At 67.5% G+C, this 20,539-nt stretch carries 19 protein-coding genes and 1 tRNA gene; 7 read left to right on the top strand and 13 right to left on the bottom strand.

What is annotated here, in order from left to right; all coding sequences use genetic code 11:
- Positions 1–84 precede the first annotated feature (84 nt).
- On the bottom strand, positions 85–1,380 hold the full coding sequence (purB, locus tag DXK32_RS07010) for an adenylosuccinate lyase (protein WP_035671612.1): 1,296 nt from the start codon (positions 1,378–1,380) through the stop codon (positions 85–87).
- 334 nt (positions 1,381–1,714) lie between these two features.
- On the opposite strand from purB, the gene DXK32_RS07005 reads away from it, so the two are divergent.
- Positions 1,715–4,969, top strand: coding sequence for a bifunctional diguanylate cyclase/phosphodiesterase (locus tag DXK32_RS07005; protein ID WP_114857852.1), 3,255 nt, complete (start codon positions 1,715–1,717; stop codon positions 4,967–4,969).
- A 25-nt stretch (positions 4,970–4,994) separates the two neighbouring features.
- On the opposite strand, the gene DXK32_RS07000 is transcribed toward DXK32_RS07005, so the two are convergent.
- The 4 genes from DXK32_RS07000 to sfsA form a co-directional block, all read right to left on the bottom strand.
- On the bottom strand, positions 4,995–5,420 hold the full coding sequence (locus tag DXK32_RS07000) for a TerB family tellurite resistance protein (RefSeq protein ID WP_114857851.1): 426 nt from the start codon (positions 5,418–5,420) through the stop codon (positions 4,995–4,997).
- 84 nt (positions 5,421–5,504) lie between these two features.
- Positions 5,505–6,314: a RadC family protein gene (gene radC / locus DXK32_RS06995; protein ID WP_114857850.1), complete on the bottom strand. Its 810-nt coding sequence runs from the start codon at positions 6,312–6,314 to the stop codon at positions 5,505–5,507.
- 73 nt (positions 6,315–6,387) lie between these two features.
- The gene (map, locus tag DXK32_RS06990) at positions 6,388–7,221 is read right to left on the bottom strand and encodes a type I methionyl aminopeptidase (RefSeq protein WP_114857849.1); all 834 of its coding nucleotides are present in this window, start codon (positions 7,219–7,221) and stop codon (positions 6,388–6,390) included.
- Positions 7,222–7,306: 85 nt separating this feature from the next.
- The gene (sfsA, locus tag DXK32_RS06985; protein ID WP_114857848.1) at positions 7,307–8,035 is read right to left on the bottom strand and encodes a DNA/RNA nuclease SfsA; all 729 of its coding nucleotides are present in this window, start codon (positions 8,033–8,035) and stop codon (positions 7,307–7,309) included.
- A 90-nt stretch (positions 8,036–8,125) separates the two neighbouring features.
- Between sfsA and DXK32_RS06980 the strand changes: the two genes are divergently transcribed.
- Positions 8,126–8,929 (top strand): competence/damage-inducible protein A, encoded by an 804-nt coding sequence (locus tag DXK32_RS06980; protein WP_114857847.1) that lies wholly within the window; start codon positions 8,126–8,128, stop codon positions 8,927–8,929.
- Positions 8,930–9,014: 85 nt separating this feature from the next.
- Complete coding sequence (locus DXK32_RS06975; RefSeq protein ID WP_247877018.1) at positions 9,015–9,275, top strand: hypothetical protein; 261 nt, start codon at positions 9,015–9,017, stop codon at positions 9,273–9,275.
- A gap of 37 nt (positions 9,276–9,312) precedes the next feature.
- On the opposite strand, the gene DXK32_RS32590 is transcribed toward DXK32_RS06975, so the two are convergent.
- Positions 9,313–9,480, bottom strand: coding sequence for a hypothetical protein (locus DXK32_RS32590; protein ID WP_205215657.1), 168 nt, complete (start codon positions 9,478–9,480; stop codon positions 9,313–9,315).
- A gap of 187 nt (positions 9,481–9,667) precedes the next feature.
- Between DXK32_RS32590 and DXK32_RS06970 the strand changes: the two genes are divergently transcribed.
- Positions 9,668–9,751: transfer RNA gene (locus DXK32_RS06970), tRNA-Leu, on the top strand.
- Between the two features lie 316 nt (positions 9,752–10,067).
- Here the strand turns inward: DXK32_RS06970 and DXK32_RS32055 are convergent.
- The 3 genes from DXK32_RS32055 to DXK32_RS32050 all read right to left on the bottom strand — a co-directional run bounded on the left by DXK32_RS32055 (position 10,068) and on the right by DXK32_RS32050 (position 11,251).
- The gene (locus tag DXK32_RS32055) at positions 10,068–10,250 is read right to left on the bottom strand and encodes a hypothetical protein (RefSeq protein WP_162801108.1); all 183 of its coding nucleotides are present in this window, start codon (positions 10,248–10,250) and stop codon (positions 10,068–10,070) included.
- Between the two features lie 138 nt (positions 10,251–10,388).
- Positions 10,389–10,787 (bottom strand): hypothetical protein, encoded by a 399-nt coding sequence (locus tag DXK32_RS32585; RefSeq protein WP_205215662.1) that lies wholly within the window; start codon positions 10,785–10,787, stop codon positions 10,389–10,391.
- A 185-nt stretch (positions 10,788–10,972) separates the two neighbouring features.
- Positions 10,973–11,251 (bottom strand): hypothetical protein, encoded by a 279-nt coding sequence (locus DXK32_RS32050; protein WP_162801099.1) that lies wholly within the window; start codon positions 11,249–11,251, stop codon positions 10,973–10,975.
- A gap of 552 nt (positions 11,252–11,803) precedes the next feature.
- Here DXK32_RS32050 and DXK32_RS06960 point away from each other — a divergent pair.
- Entirely contained in the window at positions 11,804–12,412 is a 609-nt protein-coding gene (locus DXK32_RS06960; protein ID WP_162801107.1) for a hypothetical protein, read from the top strand.
- 71 nt (positions 12,413–12,483) lie between these two features.
- On the opposite strand, the gene DXK32_RS32045 is transcribed toward DXK32_RS06960, so the two are convergent.
- Positions 12,484–12,828, bottom strand: coding sequence for a hypothetical protein (locus tag DXK32_RS32045; protein WP_162801106.1), 345 nt, complete (start codon positions 12,826–12,828; stop codon positions 12,484–12,486).
- 86 nt (positions 12,829–12,914) lie between these two features.
- Between DXK32_RS32045 and bfr the strand changes: the two genes are divergently transcribed.
- Complete coding sequence (bfr, locus tag DXK32_RS06955) at positions 12,915–13,391, top strand: bacterioferritin (RefSeq protein ID WP_114857843.1); 477 nt, start codon at positions 12,915–12,917, stop codon at positions 13,389–13,391.
- Positions 13,392–13,549: 158 nt separating this feature from the next.
- A complete protein-coding gene (locus DXK32_RS06950; protein WP_162801105.1) occupies positions 13,550–13,822 on the top strand; it encodes a hypothetical protein in 273 nt (90 codons plus the stop codon).
- Between the two features lie 88 nt (positions 13,823–13,910).
- Here the strand turns inward: DXK32_RS06950 and DXK32_RS06945 are convergent, their stop codons facing one another.
- The 3 genes from DXK32_RS06945 to hisS form a co-directional block, all read right to left on the bottom strand.
- A complete protein-coding gene (locus tag DXK32_RS06945; RefSeq protein ID WP_114857841.1) occupies positions 13,911–16,937 on the bottom strand; it encodes a transglycosylase domain-containing protein in 3,027 nt (1,008 codons plus the stop codon).
- 218 nt (positions 16,938–17,155) lie between these two features.
- On the bottom strand, positions 17,156–19,081 hold the full coding sequence (locus tag DXK32_RS06940; RefSeq protein WP_114857840.1) for a tetratricopeptide repeat protein: 1,926 nt from the start codon (positions 19,079–19,081) through the stop codon (positions 17,156–17,158).
- Between the two features lie 25 nt (positions 19,082–19,106).
- Positions 19,107–20,456: a histidine--tRNA ligase gene (hisS, locus tag DXK32_RS06935; RefSeq protein WP_114857839.1), complete on the bottom strand. Its 1,350-nt coding sequence runs from the start codon at positions 20,454–20,456 to the stop codon at positions 19,107–19,109.
- Positions 20,457–20,539: the final 83 nt, after the last annotated feature.

Genomic DNA, 20,539 nt, shown 5'->3' with positions numbered 1-20,539 from the left:
CTGCGAAGCGGGGGAGGGAAGGGGCCCACGGCGAAGCCGTGGGAAGGGTGGGGGCTCCGAGGATCAGCGAAGCCCCCCGAACCCTCACTCCCCGAACACGCGCTTGAACACCATGTCGACGTTCTTCGTGTGGTAGGTCATGTCGAACATCGGGGCCAGCGTCTCGCGGGAGATGTGCTTCGCCACATCGGCGTCCGACGACAGCAGGTCGAGGAAGTTGCCGCCCTTCTCCCACACTTGCATGGCGTTGCGCTGCACCGCCTTGTAGCTGTCCTCGCGGCTCATCCCGGCCTGGGTCAGGGCCAGCAGGACGCGCTGCGAGAAGACCAGGCCGCCCAGGTCGTCCAGGTTCTTCTGCATGCGCTCCGGATAGACCACCAGCTTGTCCATCATGCCGGTCAGGCGGGCCAGCGCGAAGTCCAGCGTCACCGTGGCGTCGGGGCCGAACATGCGCTCGACCGAGCTGTGGGAGATGTCGCGCTCGTGCCACAGGGCGACGTTCTCCAGCGCCGGGACGACGGCGGCGCGGACGATGCGCGCCAAACCCGTCAGGTTCTCCGACAGCACCGGGTTGCGCTTGTGCGGCATCGCCGAGGAGCCCTTCTGGCCCGGATGGAAATACTCCTCCGCCTCGCGCACCTCGGTGCGCTGCAGGTGGCGGATCTCCACGGCCAGATTCTCGATCGACGAGGCGATGACGCCGAGCACCGAGAAGTAGAAGGCGTGGCGGTCGCGCGGGATGACCTGGGTGGACACCGGCTCCGGCGTCAGCCCCATCTTGGCGGCGACGTGCTGCTCGACCCGCGGGTCGATGTTGGCGAAGGTGCCGACCGCGCCGGAGATGGCGCAGGTGGCGATGTCGGCGCGCGCCTGGACCAGACGCTCCCGACCGCGGGCGAAGGCGGCGTAATGGCCGGCCAGCTTCAGACCGAAGGTCGTCGGCTCGGCGTGGATGCCGTGGCTGCGCCCGATGGTGACGGTGTCCTTGTGCTCGTAGGCGCGGCGCTTCAGAACGGCCAGCAGCTTGTCCATGTCGTCGAGCAGCAGGTCGGCGGCCTGGGTCATCTGCACGGCGAGGCAGGTGTCCAGCACGTCCGACGAGGTCATGCCCTGGTGGACGAAGCGCGCCTCCGGCCCGACATGCTCGGCGAGGTTGGTCAGGAAGGCGATGACGTCGTGGCGGGTCTCCCGCTCGATCTCGTCGATGCGGTCGATCTCCCACTTGCCGCGCTCCCACACGGCGGCGGCGGCCTCCTTCGGGATGACCCCCAGCTCCGCCTGCGCGTCGCAGGCGTGCGCCTCGATCTCGAACCAGATGCGGAACCGGTTCTCCGGCTCCCAGATGCGGGCCATTTCGGGGCGGGTGTAGCGGGGGATCATCGGACTCTCCGGGGGTGGCGGACCTGAACGCTTTGGGACGGGCGGGGGCGTACCGGGACCTTGCAGCGGCGGAAAACGCCCCCTGTTGCTCGCGCGCGGGACCATAACCGTGCCGGACGGCGCTGCAAAGCCCCTTCGCGGTCCCGCCGGTTGCGGGGGCGCGTCATAAGGTTTTCCAAGGCGGGATTGTCCTCGCGGAAAAATCGCAAAGACTGGCAATTCGTCGCGCCGGCTTCTTCACCTTGATCTTGCCGAGTCCCTGCCACGCGCACTAATGATTTACACTGTGCGCCGCGGACGGGCTAAGCCGGGCGTGGTTCCAGGAGGGCTTTCCTTGTCCGATCCGATCGCCGAGTTGATGCGCGAGCCGTCCCGGACTTCGGACGAGAGGCAGCTATACCGTCTTCAGTTCCTGGCCTCGCTGTTCCTGGTCGCGGCGGTGGTGCTGGGCCTGGGCGCCTACTTCATCTGGCAGCACCGGATGGATTTCGAAGCCGACCTGAAGCAGACCGAGGCCCGCTACCGGGAGGAGCAGCGCCAGACCCTGCAGGAGGAGCTGGAGAACGCGCGCTCCTACCTCGCCTACATGCGGTCGCGCACCGAGCCGCTTCTGCGCGCCGAGCTGCGCGCCAAGGTGGACGAGGCCTACGGCATCGCCTGGACCATCTACGAGCGCGAGAAGGAGTATCTGCCGGAGGTGTCGATCCGGCAGTCGATCAAGGAGACCCTGCGGCCCCTGCGCTTCTTCGGCGGGCGCGGCTACTACTTCATCGACGACATGCAGGGCACCTGCGTGCTGCTGCCCACCGACCCCCAGCGGGAAGGCAGTTCGCTGCTCGACAACCGCGACGACCAGGGGCGCCCGATCATGCGCAACCTGATCCGCGCCGTTGACGACCCGGAGATGCAGGGCTTCACGCGCTACCGCTGGTACGCGCCGGGCAACCCGCACAGCATGTCCGACAAGTTCGCCTATGTCCGCCGGTTCGAGCCGTTCAACTGGCTGATCGGCGCCGGCGACTATGTCGGGGCGGTGGAGGAGAAGCTCCAGCGCGAGACGCTGGAGCGGCTGCGCGCGCGGCGCTTCGGGGATTCGGGCTTCATCGCCGTGCTGCGGGAGGACGGCGAGGTGCTGCTCTCGCCGACCTCCCCGGCGGCGGAGGGCAAGAACGCCCGCGACCTGCCCTGGGAGACCGAACGGGATCTGGTCACCCGCCTGCTGGAGGCCGGGCTGGCCGGCGGGGGGGAGCTGCGCTTCGACTGGGTGCATCCGGTCACCGGGCGCCCGGCGCCGAAACTGTCCCACGCCACGGCGCCGGACGTCTGGGGGTGGGTGCTGGTCGCCGGCTTCTACACCGACGACATCGACGCCGTGCTGGCCCAGCGGCGGGCCGAGATCAGCGCCGGCATGAAGAAGCGCATCCTGACCACCGTGGCGGTGCTGGCGTTGGCGCTGGGCGCGTCGGCCGGGGTGTCCTGGCTGGTCACCGGCTGGGTCCGCCGCATCGTCCGCGGCTACCAGTCCAACATGCGGGAAAGCGACAGCATGCTGCGTGAGCGGGCGCGGCAGCTCTACCTCGCCAACTTCTTCGTGGACCATGTGTCCGAGATCGTCGTGCTGGCGGACTCGGAGCTGCGCATCGCCTACGTCAACCCGTTCGGCTGCGCCGCGCTGGGCGCCCCGCTGGCCGGGCTGGCCGGTGGCCCCGCCGACCTTCTGCAACGCTTCCGCGACGAGGCGGCCGAGGCGTCGGCCCATTACGAGACGCACTACCGCACGCGGGACGGGCGGACGCTGGAGCTGGAGGTGACGGCCAGTCGGGTTACCTACGAGGGTGACGCCTACTACTGTGCCATCGCCCGCGACATCGCGGAGCGCAAGCGCGCGGAGTGGGAGCTACGGCTGTCCGCCAAGGTGTTCGACAACGCCGCCGAGGGCATGGTCGTCACCAACGAGAAGAACCGCATCGTCGCGGTCAACGACGCCTTCTGCCGCATCACCGGCTACAGCCGCGAGGAGGTGATCGGCGGCGATCCGGCCATGCTCGCTTCGGGCCGGCAGGACGGGATCTACTACGCCGACATGTGGGCGAAGCTGAAGGAGGAGGGCCACTGGTCGGGCGAGATCTGGAACAAGCGCAAGTCCGGCGAGGTCTATCCGGAATGGCTCAGCATCCAGGTCGTGCGCAACGAGGCGGGGGAGGCCGTCAATTACATCGCCGCCTTCTCCGACATCACCGAGAAGCGCGCCCAGGAGGAGCGCATCCGGCATCTCGCGCAGTACGACTTCCTGACCGACCTGCCCAACCGCTTCCTGCTGCGCGACCGGCTGGAGCGCGCGATGCTCGCCGCCGACCGGCACAGCAGCAAGGTGGGGCTGCTGTTCGTCGATCTGGACCGGTTCAAGACCATCAACGACAGCCTGGGGCACGGCGTCGGCGACCGGCTGCTGCGCGCGGTCGGGGCGCGGCTGCTGGAGACGGTGCGGGCCAGCGACACCGTCAGCCGCCAGGGCGGCGACGAGTTCGTCATCCTCGTCAACGACCTGGACGGTCCCGACGCGGCCTGTTCGGTGGCCCGCAAGGTGCTGCGCGCGATGACCGAGTCCTTCCCGGTGGACGGGCACGAGCTGCAAATCTCCCCGTCCATCGGCATCGCGCTCTACCCCGACGACGCGACGACCATCGACGCGCTTCTGAAATGCGCGGATATGGCGATGTACGCCGCCAAGGAGGCCGGACGCGCCAACCACCAGTTCTTCACGCCGGAGCTGAACAAGCGGGCGTCGGAGCGGATGTGGCTGGAGAGCAACCTGCGCCACGCCCTGGCCGACAACGAGCTGGAGCTGCATTTCCAGCCGCAGTTCGCGGTGGACGGCCGCCGTCTGGTGGGGGCGGAGGGGCTGCTGCGCTGGCGCCGCCGCGACGGCACGATGATCCCGCCCGGCCAGTTCATCCCGGTGGCCGAGGACACCGGCCTGATCCAGCCGATCGGCGACTGGGTGCTGGGCGAGGCTTGCCGCCGCGCCGCCGACCTGCTCGCCCGCGGCCATCCGCTGCTCATCGCCATCAACCTGTCGGCGGTGCAGCTCCGCCGCCCCGGTCTGGCCGACCGCGTGGCCTTCTGGCTGGACGCCTACAAGGTGCCGGCCCGCTGCCTGGAGCTGGAGGTGACGGAAAGCGTGCTGATGGACGAGTCCGACATGGTCACCGGCACCTTCGCCCGGCTGCGCGCGATGGGGGTGGCGCTGGCCATCGACGATTTCGGCACCGGCTATTCCAGCCTCAGCTATCTGAAGCGCTTCCGCGTCGACAAGCTGAAGATCGACCGCTCCTTCGTGACCAGCCTGACCGACGGGTCCGACGGCGGGGCCATCGCCGAGGCGATCATCGGCATGGCCCGCTCGCTGCGCATGCAGACCCTGGCCGAGGGGGTGGAGACGGAGGAGCAGTTCGGCGGACTCGCCCGGCTGGGCTGTGACCAGATCCAGGGTTATCTGCTGGGCCGCCCCATGCCCTACGACGACTTCGTGGCCTTCATCGCCCGCCACGCCGACGCTCCCGAAGCGGTCGGGGAGGCGGTCGGCTGACGGGCGATGCGCCGCGAGTTTGGTCTTACGCGCCCAGCACGCTGCGGTCGTTCTTGGCGACCAGCGCCTGGAAATAGGGGCCGAGCTTGGCGTCGTCGAGGCCGAAGGCCTGCTGGAAGCGCGCGATCAGGTCACGCTCGCCCTGTTCGGCCTGGCCGTCGGCCATGGCGCTGTCGATCATGTTCAGCAGGATGCACAGCCGCTGCTGTTCGCTCAGGTTCGGCGTGGCGGCGGCCAGGAAAGCGTCGGGCGGGGTGCTGCGCGCGTATTTGAAGCAGCGGTCCAGCTCCTCGCGCGTGGCGCTGCGGCCCATCACCGACAGCAGATGGCCGACCTCCTCCGGGTCCAGCTCCCCGTCCGCGCCCATGCAATAGATCAGCGAGACGACGAGCGTCCGGCGGGGGGTGAGATCCAGCGGTGCCGATCCCTTGAACATGTCGAAAAGGCCCATGGTGCTACCTCTGTGGTGACGAACGCCGCACATATGGGAGCGCCGGTCCGGGCGACAAGATGGGGCTGCAGGACAGGGTTGCGGCTACAGCAGGCCTTGGGCTTTGAAGCTGACAAGCTTGCCCTTGCCGACGATGAGGTGGTCGTGCACCGCGATGCCCAGGCTGTGGGCGGCGCGCAGGATCTCCTTGGTCATCTCCACGTCGGCGCGGCTGGGGGTGGGGTCGCCGGACGGGTGGTTGTGCACCAGGATGATGGCGCTGGCCGACAGCTCCAGCGCCCGCCGCACCACCTCGCGCGGGTAGACCGGGGTGTGGTCGACCGTGCCGGTTTGCTGCACCTCGTCGGCGATCAGCTTGTTCTTGCGGTCGAGGAAGAGCAGGCGGAACTGCTCCATCGGCTGGTGCGCCATGGCGGCGGTGCAGTAGTCGAGCAGCGACTGCCAGTTGGCCAGCACGGGCCGGTCCATCACCCGCTGCCGCATCCCGCGCAGCGCCGCCGCCCCGACCACCCGCAGCGTCGCGACGGCCTTGTCGGAGGCCAGCGAGACCTCCCCCACGCAATAGCCGCGCAGGCGGGGCGGCGGGGCGTTGACGACGCTCCAGAGGTCGCCGAAATCGCGGATCAGCGCCTTGGCCAGTGGCTTCACGTCGCGGCGCGGGTTGACCGCGAACAGGATCATCTCCAGCAGCTCGTAATCCTGGAGCGCGTCCGGTCCGCCGTCCAGGAAGCGGCTGTAGAGCCGCTGGCGGTGACCCTTGTGGTGGGCCTCCTCCACGGCGGCGTCAGGGGGAGAAACGTTAGGGGGAGAGACGTCAGGGGGCGGCTCCAGCCCGGGAAGCCCCTGAGCCTCCTCCGCTTCCCCCGACCGCTTTGCGTTTTTCCGTCCCGCCATCCCGACGCCACCATACGAATGTGTGCGTCGGGACTATACCTCTTCCGCGCGAAAATCACAGCCGCGGGAAACGTCAGACGGCCGCGGTCGCTTCCTCGGCCGGGACAGAGTAGGGGGGCTTGTGGAAGCCGGCGGGGGACAGGGTGAAGATCTCGCAGCCGTCCTTGGTCACGCCGATGGAATGCTCGAACTGGGCGGACAGCGACTTGTCCTTGGTCACCGCGGTCCAGCCGTCGCCGAGGATCTTCACGTCGTAGCGGCCGGCGTTGATCATCGGCTCGATGGTGAAGATCATGCCCTCGCGCAGGACGGCGCCGGTGCCGGGGTTGCCGAAATGCAGGACCGACGGCGGCTCGTGGAAGACGCGGCCCAGCCCGTGGCCGCAGAAGTCGCGGACGACCGAGTAGCGGTGGCCTTCCGCGAAGGTCTGGATGGCGTGGCCGATGTCGCCCAGCGTGGCGCCCGGCTTCACCTGCGCGATGCCGATCATCAGCGCGTCGTAGGTGACGTCGACCAGCTTCTTCGCCTTCACGCCGACGTCGCCGCACAGGTACATGCGGCTGCTGTCGCCGTACCAGCCGTCCAGGATGGGGGTGACGTCGATGTTCAGGATGTCGCCGTTCTGCAGCCGCTTGTCGCCGGGGATGCCGTGGCAGACCACATGGTTGACGGAGATGCAGTTGGCCTTCGGAAAACCGCGGTAGCCGAGCGGGGCCGGGACGCCGCCATGGTCGCGGATGTATTGCTCCAGCAGCCGGTCCAGCTCGCCGGTGGTGACGCCCGGCTGGACGTAGGGCGTGATGAAATCGAGCGTGGCCGCGGCCAGCCGTCCGGCCTTGCGCATGCCCTCGAAATCCTCCGGCCCATGAATCCGGATGCGATGGGAATCGAGGTCGTCGTGGTCCAAGAGAATCGTCCCTTACAGATCAGGTCCCAGGAAAACCCGCCGGCAGGCCCGGCGGCGAACAAAGAGCGGGGTCAATCCGTGCGGATCAGCCCATGCAGATTGGCAGCGGCCGTTCCAGTTCGATCGCCTGCGGGGTGATCCTACAGGACCAGCACACGGCTTCCACCCCCGATTCGAGCGCGAGGCGCAATCCGGCGGCGTAGGCGGGGTCGATGTCGGCGGCGACTCGGAAGTGGGTGCAGTCGGCGCGCTGCACAAGATAGACCATGACCGCCCGCGCGCCCTGGCGGACCATCCCGGCCATCTCCACCAGATGCTTGGCCCCGCGGGCGGTCACGCAGTCCGGGAACTCCGCGGCCCGCCCGTCGCCCCGCGCGGGGCGGCGCAGATGCACGTTCTTGACCTCGACATAGGCCGGCGGCCGGGCCTCGTCCTCCAGCAGGATGTCGATGCGGGAGTTGCTGCCGTATTTCACCTCGCGGCGCAGCCGGGCGTAGCCGGCCAGTTCCGGGATGGTGCCGGCGGCGATGGCGGCGGCGACCAGCCCGTTGGGATGCGACGTGTTGACGCCGACGAGGCAGGGCGCCTCCGGGTCGTCCAGCGCCTCGACCAGCTCCAGCGTGTGGGCGAGCTTGCGTTTTGGGTTGTCCGACCGCGACAGCCAGACGGCGGAGCCGGGGGCGTCCACCCCGATCATGCTGCCCGAATTCGGCACATGGGCGGTGACCATGGCGCCGTCGAGGTCCACGTCGGCGAGGAACCGCTTGTAGCGGCGGACGAGGCGGCCTTGCAGGAGGGGGGTGGGGAAGCGCATCTTGGGCCCTAGGTTAAAGCGCGCCCCCGCCGTCCGGCAAGCCCGCCGGTCCCGCCACCCCGCCTCAATCGAGAACGGAGCCGACTCCGCATGTCCACGCCCGCCACCTCCAACCCGACTGCCCCCAACCCGACCGCCGCCAACCCGACCGCCGCCGTCCTCGTCATCGGCAACGAGATCCTGTCGGGCCGCACCAAGGACGCCAACCTGCCGCACATCGCGGAAAAGCTGGCCGGCATCGGCGTCCGTCTGCGCGAGGCGCGCGTCGTTCCGGACGTGGAGGAGGAGATCATCACGGCGCTGGACGCCCTGCGCGGCCGCTACGGCTACGTCTTCACCACGGGGGGCATCGGGCCGACCCACGACGACATCACCTCGGCCTGCGTCGCCAGGGCCTTCGGCGTGCCGCTGGAGCGCAACGCCGAGGCGGTGGCCCGGCTGGAGCGCCATTACGGCGACCCGTCGAAGCTGAACGAGGCGCGGCTGCGCATGGCCAACATCCCGGTGGGGGCCTCGTTGATCGACAACCCGATCAGCGCCGCGCCGGGCTTCCGCATCGGCAACGTCTTCGTCATGGCGGGGGTGCCCAACATCATGCAGGCGATGCTCGACGGTGTCCTGCCGCAGTTGGAGGGCGGGCCGGACCTGCACGCCCGCACGGTGGCCTGCGAACTGGCCGAGGGGCAGATCGCCGCCGATCTCGGCGCCTTGCAGGACCGCTACGCCGACCTGGAGATCGGCAGCTACCCCTATTTCCGCAACGGCTTCTTCGGCGTCAGCCTCGTGCTGCGCGGCACCGACGAGACCCGCGTGACGGCGGCGACGGAGGAGCTGGCGGGCATCGTCCTGCGCTTGGGCGGTACGCCGAACGTCACGGTCGGAACCAAAGGCTAGGCAAGTCTCTAGGACGCCAAGCCGTCCTTGGTCATATTGTCGCTGCCATGGGTAATTCTATGTTGAGGACTGGGACGTGACGGTCATGAAAAGTCGTGCCATGAAACCCTTCGAAAAAGCGGCGATCCTGTTCTTGCTGAAGCATCTGGCCTCCGGCGTGGCCGGGGCTGTTGTCTTGGCGACCGGGCTTTTGATTCTCGACGTCGCCAATCTGGCGACTCTGATCGGAAACAGCGATCACGGCATCGTTGCCGCGATCATGCTGTACGCCAGCCTCATCCTGACCTTCGGCAGCGTGGCGATGGGCATCGGCATCATGACCCTGAACGAGGACACGCGGCCCTGACTCCTGGCGGATGGGCATCCGCCTAGACGCGGGCCGTTCAGAACGGCCCGAAGCTGTCATAAGCCCAGACCAGCGCCACGATGGCGGCGATCCAGACCGCCGCGTAGGGCAGCCAAGTGTTGCGGTTGCGGCGCAAAGCCGCCGGCACGATCAGCACGGCGACCATCAGCACACTCACGACACCCAACCAGTTGATCGATTCCAAGCTCACCTCCCTTGAACGCCAAGGTTGCGGGGATTTTTGCGTGTCCGGCGCTTTAAACGCGCTCAATCCTTGACCAAACGCCCGCTGATTGTCTAAGTCAATCCAGCGGAGCGGCGGGCTGCATACGATGATATGCAACTCCGGCGGGCGGGGGCAACCCGTCTACCAAGCCGATCCGCGACGGTGCGCGGGCGTGGCGGAATCGGTAGACGCAAAGGACTTAAAATCCTTCGCCAACGGCATGCGGGTTCGAGTCCCGCCGCCCGCACCACTTTGAATTATGATGATGTTTGTATTCGGCTCGATCTTGCGGCGAGGCGGGGTTAAGGCATCAGGACCCACCCAGGACCCACGAGAAGGCCCGGCTGCGAGGGCTGGCTGAGCCGCTGCCATATGACCGCGCTGTTTGTCGCGTGATCAAGCCGCCGCCTATGTCGGCGTCAGCCCAGGAAAGTTCGCCGAAGAGGCCGAGGCCGGTATCTGGCCGGCTGGAGAACAGCGCGGTGGGCGAGTTCTCTGGGATCGTTCTCTTCTCGACATCGCTCGAGACAGGCGCAGCGGGAACCAGCCGGCGCGAGGCCGGGTGTTCAGCGCCTGCAGGTCTGGCCAGGACTCGCACAGGACAGGCGGCATGCCGCGGGCGACCAACTCGCCGCAGAGACGATCACGCGCGGCGTCCAGCGCCGGGTGAGCGGGCCAGTGCCCAGCGACAGGGTTTCGACGAGGCGGAAGTCGGGCGCGACGGTGCGCGCCTGGAACATGGCGCTCACGGTGGATTCCTTGGGGCTGGTGGTGTTGAAGGGGATTGAGGGGCGGTGGATCAGGTCGTGAATGGGGTCCGAGCGAGGTCTGCGGAGTGTCGGTGCCGCATCTGGCGCCAAAGCCGGTTGCGCCTTGCGGTCCAGATATCATTCATCATAATATTCGCACGGGAAAAAATAACTCTTTAATGGAGTATCTTTAAAATGCCAATTACAGTTAGAGACGGCGGGAAAAATAACGTTGTGTGCATTAGTGAAGGTGATATGCAGAGCGGAAGTGCGTTTATAGAAATTCACGGTGATAACAATTATGTCTCCGTTGGGACGGCTCATGCGTGGGGAGGCGCGCATATTATTGTTCAGAACGATGCGCGCATAAGCATTGGAGCTGAGTGTGTGCTTAGTAGCCTCTTGGTATTCGCCGGCCAAGGCGCTGAGGTGGAGATTGGAGCAAAAACAGGCTTTAGCGGCCCCACATCCCTCCTGGCCCACGAACCAGCAAAAATCAGCATCGGCGAGGAATGTCTGTTTGGATCGGAAACACATGTTCTCGCGTCCGATATGCATTCAATTATCGACTGCGCGAGCGGGCAGCGCATCAACCCAGCACGCGACATCATCATAAGTAAAAAGGTGTGGATTGGATTTCGCTCCATTGTACTCAAAGGCGCGCAAATCGGGGAAGGCTCAATTATTGGGGCAAGCGCTATCGTAAGTGGAAATATTCCGGCCTACTGCTCGGCAGCTGGAAATCCGGCACGGGTTATTCGGGAGGGGGTGACGTGGGATAAGGCGCTGTTGCCGGTTGGATGAAAGCAGCAGCAATTTACCCGCATCTTCGGCTCTGACCTTGCCGCTGCAGCCAGGACGAACCCGCCGGACAGCGTCGGCCCGACTTTGGCGAACAGGGGCGGCAGCAGGTCGGTTCCGGCGATCTGGTCGACGATGCCGGCAACGACAACGAATCCGAGCAGGATCACCCTCTTGGATTTTAGGACGTTCGTGGTCATGCCCTTCCTTCGGGAATGAATAAGCTGCCGGGCGGCGTTGGGTAATCGATCGGTGGGTGTGTGCGTTGGTGGCTGCTCGTGGATGCCGTGCTGGGCTTCGAGGCCGGTGCCGGGCGAAAGCGCGGCCGATGATGAGGGTTCCGTGCTGGCGACGCGTGGGCAGCCACGGGTGGCGCTGCAACATCCGCTGCTTCCATTCCCCTTCAGGACCCACCGTAGCGGCATTTCCATCATAGGTCGGGAAAGCACGGGAAAGAAGGAAGGTGGGCAATGCATTGAAGAACATACGCTATCAGCGTCTCGCGCAAATTATGGAAAAGTCGCGGACATTCGTATGTGTCAGACGTAAAGTCCCTCACCCCACGGTGTGCGGGTTCGAGTCCGGCCGCACGCACCATGTTTCCGAGGGCGGGGCGCAGGCCGCTGCCCTTGCCCAGGGCGTGAGACAGATTGTCCCGGCACCTCCCCCCTGTTCGTCCAGCCCTGACCATGATGTATGCTCGCCCAGGTCGCAAAAAGGAATGATTGCGCACTTGTCGGGGGAGGGAGGCCATGGTTCGAGGGACGGTGCTGGCGGGATTGGCGCTGCTGTTGGCATCCTGCCAGACGGCAGGATACAACACTGGAGAGCGAGTGGAGATCGACTGCGACCGCTCGCCGATCCAATCCAGTTGGAGCAATGTCTACACGCCGACCTGGGGGAAATGTTACCGCGTAACGGCCGATCGGGCCGACGTTATGAGCACGGCTCATATTCGGCATTTCCAGATTCCCGGTGGGCACGCCGACGTCGTCCATCATGTGGCCGGGCACAACACCTTCATGACCCAGGGTGATCTGCGAAGCGCCGTCCGCATATACAACAACGTGGCGATGAACGGCACGGATTGGAAAGAGCCGCGGAACGAGGTTCTGGGCGGCCAGGAATACGAAACACAGACATTCCTGCTGAGTGGCAAGTCCTGCATGGCCTTTCGCGCCAAGGCCGCCCCGGCGGCCACCCTGCCTGGCTACCGAAGCGCAACCTACGGCTACGCCTGCGCCAACCGGCTGGATCGGGATTTGTGGGAGCGGCTACTGCCGTCCTTCAGCTATGATGTCGCCCGTGCGGAAAACGCTCCGGTGAAACCGATTCCCCCGGCGTCGGCGAAGCGGAACTGAGCGTTTGGTTTCTCAGCATGGCGGTGGCAAAACCGCCCGTCGTTCCCCCCACGCCATGTGGGCGGTCAGCATCAACGCGTTCCGCGCGCCGTTCCGCGCAGCCCGCCGATGCGCTTCTTGATCGCGGCCGTGTCGGGGGCAAGGAGAGGCGAGCCAACGGCAGCGGGTTCTTCGCAGGTATGTTCCCACACCGTCCGGCCTTGTATCTGCGGCCGGTGATCAGGTTGCGATGCCGGCTGTGCAAGTGGCAATGTCGATGCTTGATGTTGTTCATAAGAAAAAGGTTTGGAAAGATCCGCAACAATCGAATGGCGGCCTTTCCTGTCGCGGTCATCCGGTGGCTGCTTCTGATATTCACTCGCAATAGCAGGATGCCGCGTGATGTGAATGGGCGCGAATTCTCCAAATTCCGGCACTCAACCGGTTGCCAGCGGCCCATAATTCGGGCATGGTCTTTTGCGAAACCCGATAAACCGACAAACGAACCGCATGGAGGCAGGACGTGAAGGGCGATCCGCAGGTCATCACCCATTTGAACAAGATCCTGACCAACGAGCTGACGGCGATCAACCAGTACTTCCTGCATGCCCGCATGCTGAAGAACTGGGGTCTGAAGCGCATTGCGCACAAGATCTACGTGGAATCCATCGACGAGATGAAGCACGCCGACAAGATGATCGAGCGCATCCTGTTCCTGGAAGGTCTTCCCAACCTTCAGGATCTGGGCAAGCTGATGATCGGTGAGGATGTGCCGGAAATGCTCGGCAACGATCTGAAGGTGGAGCACAAGGCCCGCGCCGACCTGATCGACGCCATCGCCCTGTGCGAGCAGGTCCGCGACTACGAGACGCGCGCGCAGCTCACCGAACTGCTCGACGACACCGAAGAGCACATCGACTGGATCGAGACGCAGCTCGACCTGATCCAGCGCGTGGGTATCGTCGCCTACCAGCAGGAGCAGATCTACGGCGAGAGCTGAGCCGCTCGGAGCCGCCGGAGGCTGATCGGGGGGAGGCGTGGCCGCGGGCTGCGCCTCCCCCTTTTTCGTGGAGCGGCGGGGTGAAGTCGGCAACGCCTTGTTAACCATGTTCTCGTAGCGTGCCTGTTTCCGCTTCTGCTTGTACGGGAACCGCCATCATGCTCCCCATTACGTCCTTGCGGGTTGACGACCTGACGCCGGAGGAGACCGCCGCCGTCGCGCACGCCTATCTGGCGGCGCTGGACGGCAACAATCTGGACGAGAGCGATCTGGATCAGGGCGATCATGAGAGCGCCTTCGACCGGGCGCTGGAGACGCTGCGCGGTTACCGTCCCGGCCTGCCGCTGAACATCGCCGCGGCGGAGCTGGAACTGCTGTTGGCCTCCCTGCCGGCCACGGTTTCCACCGCCCCCGAGCCCGCCCTGGCGTAAGGCACGCCCGGCCGTCGTCTCGTCGGTTCAAGAAAAAGGCCCGCTCCGGTTTCCCGGGGCGGGCCTTTTCGTTGTCCGGGTCGGTTGTTCACAGGCCGGTCTGCGGCTTGCCGGTGTCGGCCGTCTTGGTCACGCCGGGGTCGATGAGGGGCTGCAGCGCCGGGGCGATGCTCTTCAGCAGCTGGGCGGGCAGGGCGCTGGTGAAGCGGTAGTTGTCGGCCTCCGGGCCATGGACGAAGGCGGTCATGGTGCCGAAGAAGCGGTCGCCGATGTAGAAGGCGAAGGTCGCCGTCCGGTTCACCGCCCGCGATTCGATCAGGCGCCCGCCGGGGCCGTAGCGGTCCAGCCGATGGTCACCCGTCCCGGTCTTGCCACCGATCGGAATCACCGCCCCCGCCGAGTCCTTGAAGGAGCCCCAGACCCGCTTGGCCGTGCCGTTCTGTGCCACGTCCATCAGCGCCTTGCGCAGGGTGGCCGCGACCTCCGCCTTCATCACGCGCTGGCCGCGCAGCTCGCCCAGCCCGACGACGGCCTCGTAGGGCGTGCCGGCGGCGAAATGCAGCTTGCGCACGCGCACGGTCGGCTGGCGCACCCCGTCGTTCTGAATGATGCCGACCAGCTCGGCCAGGGCCGCCGGGCGGTCGGCGGAGCTGCCGATGGCCGTGGCGAAGGACGGGACCAGCGTTTCGAAGGGGTAGCCCAGCTTGCGCCACTGCTCGGTGATGCGCTGGAAGGCTTCCTCCTCCAGCCCGATGCGGATGCGGGTGTTCTGGGCCGACTGGCCCTTCTTGAACAGCCAGCGGTAGCTTTCCTGGCGCTCCTGCACGCTGGCCTCCAGAACCTCCTGCCGCTTGGCGTCGGGGCGCTTCTGCAGGTAGGAGACCAGCCACAGCTCCAGCGGATGGACGCGCGCCAGATAGCCGAGGTCGTTCAGCGGGAACTTGTCCGGCCCGTATTTGCCGTAGAGCGACGCGATGTCGCCGTCGTCCAGCTTGGCGTCGGGCAGGCGGGCGCGCAGGAAGGCGCCGAACTCCTTCACCCCGGCCTGCGGGCGCACGGTGCGGAAGATCACCGACAGGCGGTGCGGCGTCGGCCGCGACCGGGCGGCCAGCATGGTCAGCATCTCGTCCGGCGTGTGCTTCCGGTAGCTGTTGTAGAAGCGGTTCAGGAAGTCGCTGCCTTCCTTGTCGGCGAAGCGGGCGAGATAGGCTTGGCGGGCGGGGTGGTCGGGGTTGTGCAGAATGTCGGTGCTGTCGTCGCCGCCTTCGGACAGATAGAACTGCACGACGTCGCGCATCATGCGGATGAAGGGCAGGTTGACCGAATTGCGCAGCGACTCGGTGACGGTCAGGATGCTGCCGTTGTCCTTGGCATTGAAGTTCACGAAGCTGTGCAGCCCGCCGCCGGTGAAGAAGGCCTCGCCGGGGTTCGCCGAATAGCGGCGCTCCATGGCCGCGTCGAGCATGGCGCTCAGACCGCGGTTGGCGGAGGTCGCCAGCCAGTTCGCCGCCCAGCGCGTCAGGTTGTCGGACGCCTCCTCCTCCACGTCGGCGAGGAAGTCCTTGGGCAGGTGGGCGTAGCGGGTGTGCAGCTCCGCCACGATCTCCAGATAGGTGGCCAGCGTGCGCAGCTTCGCCGTGGAGCCGAGGTCGAGCTTGGCGCCCTCGTTGATGTCCAGCGGCTGGTCGAGGTTGTCGGCCTGGACGCGCAGGTAGTTGGCGTCCGGCCCGCGCTCGTACAGCGTGACCGAGTAGATGATCTTCGACAGGTCGCTGCCCTTGGTGTCGAGCAGCCGTTCGCCGGTCAGCCCCATCTGCGCGGCGAAGGCCGGGTCGCCCAGCTTCGCCAGCACCTCCACCACGCGCTGCTGCGCCGGGGCGTCGAGCGTCGATTCGGCGGTCAGGTCGATGCGGTCGAGTTGGTAGAGGCTGGGCACGCCGAGCATGGAGAGCAGCCGGGCGCGGATGGCGTTGGGGGCCTTCTGCTCCACGAAATTGGCGGTCTGGGCCTGCGGCGGGTCCTCGCGGAACTTCAGCGTCAGGCCGAGCGCGGCGTCGCGCAGCGCGGTGTCGATCACGCCAGCACCATGCAGCACGCGCAGGTGGCTGTCGGCCAGCCGCTCCAGCGCTTGGCGGTCCTGGATCAGGTAATAGGAGGGGCGGCGCTGGGCGAGCAGAAGGCTCAGCACCTGCTTGTAGGCCAGCGCCTTCAATTGCAGGGCGCGGGCGTCGGCGGGCTCCTCCGACAGCACCTTCTCGGCCATGGCGAGGTCGGTGCCGAACCAGGCCCACAGCCCGTCGCCCAGCCCGTTCACCTCGCCGAAGCCGGGGCGCCCGGTCAGTGGGGTGGAGTTCAGATAGTCGATCAGGATGCGGCGGCGGTGGGCGCCGGTGTCCTCGCCGTCCAGATAGGCCCGCGTGCTGGCCGAGATCATCTGGCGCAGCTTCTCCGTGGCGCCGCTGGTCTGGCCGTCGGGGGAGTGCCGGTACTTCTCGATCTGGGTCGCCAGGGTCGAGCCGCCGGGGGAGCGCTGGCCGGGCTTGACCCACTGCACCGGCAGCATCGCCACGGCGCCGGCGAAGCGGTCCCACTCCACCGCGGGGTTGCGGCGCGGCTCGTCGGTGTTCAGCAGCTCGCGGTTCTCGATGAACAGCAGCGTGGCGGCGACCAGCGGCGGCACGTCCTCGAACTTGGCGAAGACCCGCTCCGGGTAGCGGGCGGAGAACAGCGCGGTGCCGTTGCGGTCGAGCAGGGTCAGGCCGGCGCGCGTCTTCTCGTGGTAGATCGGGAAGCCGCCGGCGGCCATGAACTGGTCGAGCGTCGGTGACAGATGCGCCTGCATCTCCACCGCGTACATGTCCGAGGTCAGCGAGCGCAGATAGCCGGGCAGCCCGACATAGCCCATCCGCTCATTGTAGGGGCCCTGGGTGGGGTGGCGCGCGGCGGGGTTCGGCCCCTCGCCCAGCGTGTAGGTCATGTCCTTGGCGTAGCCGGCGAGCAGGCGGGCCTGCAATCGCGACGTGCGCATCTCCTCCTGCGCCAGGAGGGCGCCGCCGCCCAGCGTCGCCGCCAGCGTCACACCCCAGATCGCGCGTCGCACCCACAACCGTGTCATGTCCGGCTCCAGCCATGACCGCGGGGCAAGACCCGCGAATTGGTTAAAATGCTCGGTAAAATGGCCGAGCGATAGGACCGGAATGTAGAGGTGGCTTGGTTAACAACCGGTGTAATCCCTGGCTCTTCGGGTGTGCGAGTCCGCCCCGAAATCGGTGTAACTCAAAATCGTAGCGGACCGTTGCGGCGGCGCCACGGATGCACCTCTCGGTTGTGTGGTTAAGAAACGTGACCGTGCGCCGCCACGAAATCCGTTAACGCCGCGCGCAGGCGGGCGACCACGCCGGACCAGTCGCCGGAGCGGTCCTGGCCGAACACGCGCATGGTCGGGTACCAGGGATTCGCCTCCCGGTTGCCCAGCCAGCGCCAGCAGGCGTCGGCGCGCGACAGCGTCCAGGTCGGCCGCCCCAGGCCGCCCGCGAGGTGGCAGACGGAGGTGTCCACCGTGATGACGAGGTCCAGCGTCTCGGCCAGCGCCGCCGTGTCGGCGAAGTCGTGGACGCCGCCCATGGGGTCCTCGATGTCCATGCCCGCCGGGGCCTCGGCCAACTGCGCCGCGCCCGGCCCCATCTGCAGGCTGACGAAGCGCACCCCCCGGACCTCGGCCAGGGGGGCCAGGGCGGCCAGCGGCAGGCTGCGCCGCCGGTCGATCGGGCTCGCCACCCCGCGCGCCGTGCGCGGCGACCCGGCCCAGACCAGCCCGACGCGCGGACGCCCGTCCATTGGCAGGCGCTCGCGCCACGCCGCGACGTCGGCGGGATCGGCGCGCAGATAGGGCACCGCGGCCGGGACGCTGTCGAGATCGGTTCCGAAGGCGCGGGGCAGGCTCATCATCGGGATGTGAAGGTCGAAGGCCGGAAGCGCGCCGCCCCAGGCGACGGCGGCGGCGACGCCGTCCACCCGCTCCATCAGCCGCACCAGCGCGGGGGAGCAGCCGACGATCACCCGCGCCCCCCGCGCGGACAGCAGCGGCGCGTAGCGGACGAACTGGAGGGTGTCGCCGAGCCCCTGTTCGGCGTAGAGCAGGATGGTCCGGCCCGCCACATCCTCCGCCCCGGTCCATTGCGGCTGGGGGAAGTTGCGGTGCACGGGGTCGAGCTGCCGGGTCTCCCAGCGCCACTCGAACTCCTCCCACCCCTCGCGGAGCCGGCCGGAGGCGAGCAGGGCGACGGCGAGCGCCAGATGGGCGTCGGCGTCGGCGGGGGCGAGGCGGATGGCCTCCCGCCCGGCGGCGACGGCCTCGTCGTGGCGGCCCTCGTGCAGCAGAAGGGACAGGCGGTTGCGGTGGAAGGCCGCGCGTTCCGGGGCGATGCGCGCCGCCCGCCCGCACTGGCGCAGCGCCTCCGCGACGCGGACGGTCTGCTCCAGCAGCGGCACCCTGTTGCCGTAGGCGTCGGCGTTGCCGGGGTCCAGCGCCACCGCCCGGCGCCCGGCCCGCTCCGCCTCGTCGAAGCGGCCCAGCGTCACCAGAAGATGGATGAGGTTGGTCTGCGCGTCGGCCAGCATGGGGTCGCGCCGCAACGCCTCGGTCAGCGCTTCCACGGCGCCCTCCGGGTCGCCCGTCTGGGCCAGCGCGGCGCCGAGCATGCGGTGCGCCTCGGCCCGCTGCGGGGCGAGGCCGCTGGCCTTGCCGAAGGCGTTGGCGGCGCCCGCCCAGTCGGCGGCGGCGTAGAGCAGCAGGCCGGCCCGCTCGAAGGCCTCGGCCAGCGGCTCGCTGCCGGTGGCGGCGCTGGCCGTCAGGGCGCGGGTCAGGGCGTGGAAGGCGGCGGGACCGTCGCCGGCCTCGGTCAGGGCGCCGCCCAGGGCGAACCAGTCACCGGCGCCGTCGGGTTGCAGGACCAGGAGGTTGCGGAAGGCGGCGGCGGCCCGCGCCGCGCCGTCCGGCGTGCCCAGCGCCATCAGCGCCTTGCCGAGGTTGCCGTGGATGTCGGCGGCGAGCGGCAGGAGGGCCGCCGCCTTGCCGATCATCGCCACGCCATCCGCCACCGCGCCGGTCTGGGCCGCCAGCAGCCCGGCGAAATGCAGGGCGTGGGGGTTGTCCGGGTCCACGTCCAGAATGCGACCGTAGAGCAGCCGCGCCTCCTCCAGCCGCCCGGACAGATGATGATCGAGCGCGAGGTTCAGGGCTTCGGCGACGGTGGCCATGGGCGGGGCCTTCTGTGGTGGGGCGCTATGCCCCCAGCAGTTCCTTCGCCTTGGCGGCGAGGTCGGCCAGCGGGACTTCGACCTGCTCGCCCTTCACCAGATGCTTCAGCGTCGCCGTGCCGCGGGCCTTCTCGTCGGAGCCCATCAGGACGACCAGCGGAATCCCCGCCTTGTCGGCGTATTTCATCTGCTTGGCGAGCTTGCCGCCGTCGAGCTGGATTTCCGTGTTGATGCCCGCCGCCCGCAGCGCCGTCGCCAGACCGTAATAGTCGGCGGACAGGGCCGGGTCCATCTGCGTCACCAGGACCTGGGCGGTGGCGCCGCCGTCCTTGATGATGCCGGCTTCCATCAGCTGGTAGAACAGCCGCGTCGCGCCGATGGAGATGCCCACACCCGGCAGCTTCGACTTGGTGTAGTGGCTGGCGAGGTTGTCGTAGCGCCCGCCGGAGCACACGCTGCCGATCCCCGGGTGGTCGTTCAGGAAGGTCTCGTAGACCGTGCCGGTGTAGTAGTCGAGGCCGCGCGCGATGGCGAGGTTGATGCGCACCACGCCGTCCGGCACCTGGAGAGCCTTCAGCCCCTCGATGACCGTGGTCAGCTCCGCGACGCCTTGGCGGAAGGTCTCGTTCTCGATGCCGAGCGTGCCGAGCGCGGCGAGCGTCTCCTCGTTCGTGCCCTTGGCGTCGATCAGGGACAGGATCTTTTCCGCGGCGTCGGCGGTCATGCCGAGGCCGGTCAGGCTGGCCTGCACCTTGTCGCGGCCGATCTTGTCGAGCTTGTCGATCTCGCGCAGGACCAGGACGCGCTTCTCCGCGTCGTCCACGCCCAGCCCGTCGAGCAGGCCGAGCAGGACCTTGCGGTTGTTCACGTTGATGGTGAAGCCGCCGAAGTCCAGCTCGCTGAAGACGTGGTAGATGACCGCCGGGATCTCGGCGTCGTAATGGGCGGACAGGCTGTCCTTGCCGATCACGTCGATGTCGCACTGGTAGAATTCGCGGAAGCGCCCGCGCTGCGCCCGCTCCCCGCGGTAGACGCGCTGGATCTGGTAGCGGCGGAAGGGGAAGGCGAGGTCGCGCTCATGCTCCGCCACGTAGCGGGCGAGCGGCACCGTCAGGTCGAAGCGCAGCGCGATGTCCGGCTTGTTTCCCTGCTGGAGTGCGCCGGTGGACTGCACGAAATAGACCTGCTTCTCGGTCTCGCCGCCGGACTTGGTCAGCAGGGTGTCCACCGTCTCGAACACCGGTGTTTCCACCGGCACGAAGCCGAACCGCTCGTAGCCGCGGCGGATGGTGTCGAGAAGACGTTGGAAAGCCACCTGCTGGCGCGGCAGCAGCTCCATCGTTCCGGGCGGGGTGCGGGGGGTAATGAGGCTCATCGGCGCGGGTCCGGCTTCGAATGTCCCTAGGGATTCGGCTAGGGTTCTAGCGGCTTTCGCGGGTCCCGTCACCATTGCAGTGG

The organism is Azospirillum brasilense (assembly GCF_003349955.1).
Lineage (GTDB): Bacteria > Pseudomonadota > Alphaproteobacteria > Azospirillales > Azospirillaceae > Azospirillum > Azospirillum brasilense_B.
The sequence above is the reverse complement of the archived record's forward strand: the minus strand, read 5'-3'. Positions and strand labels throughout refer to the sequence as shown.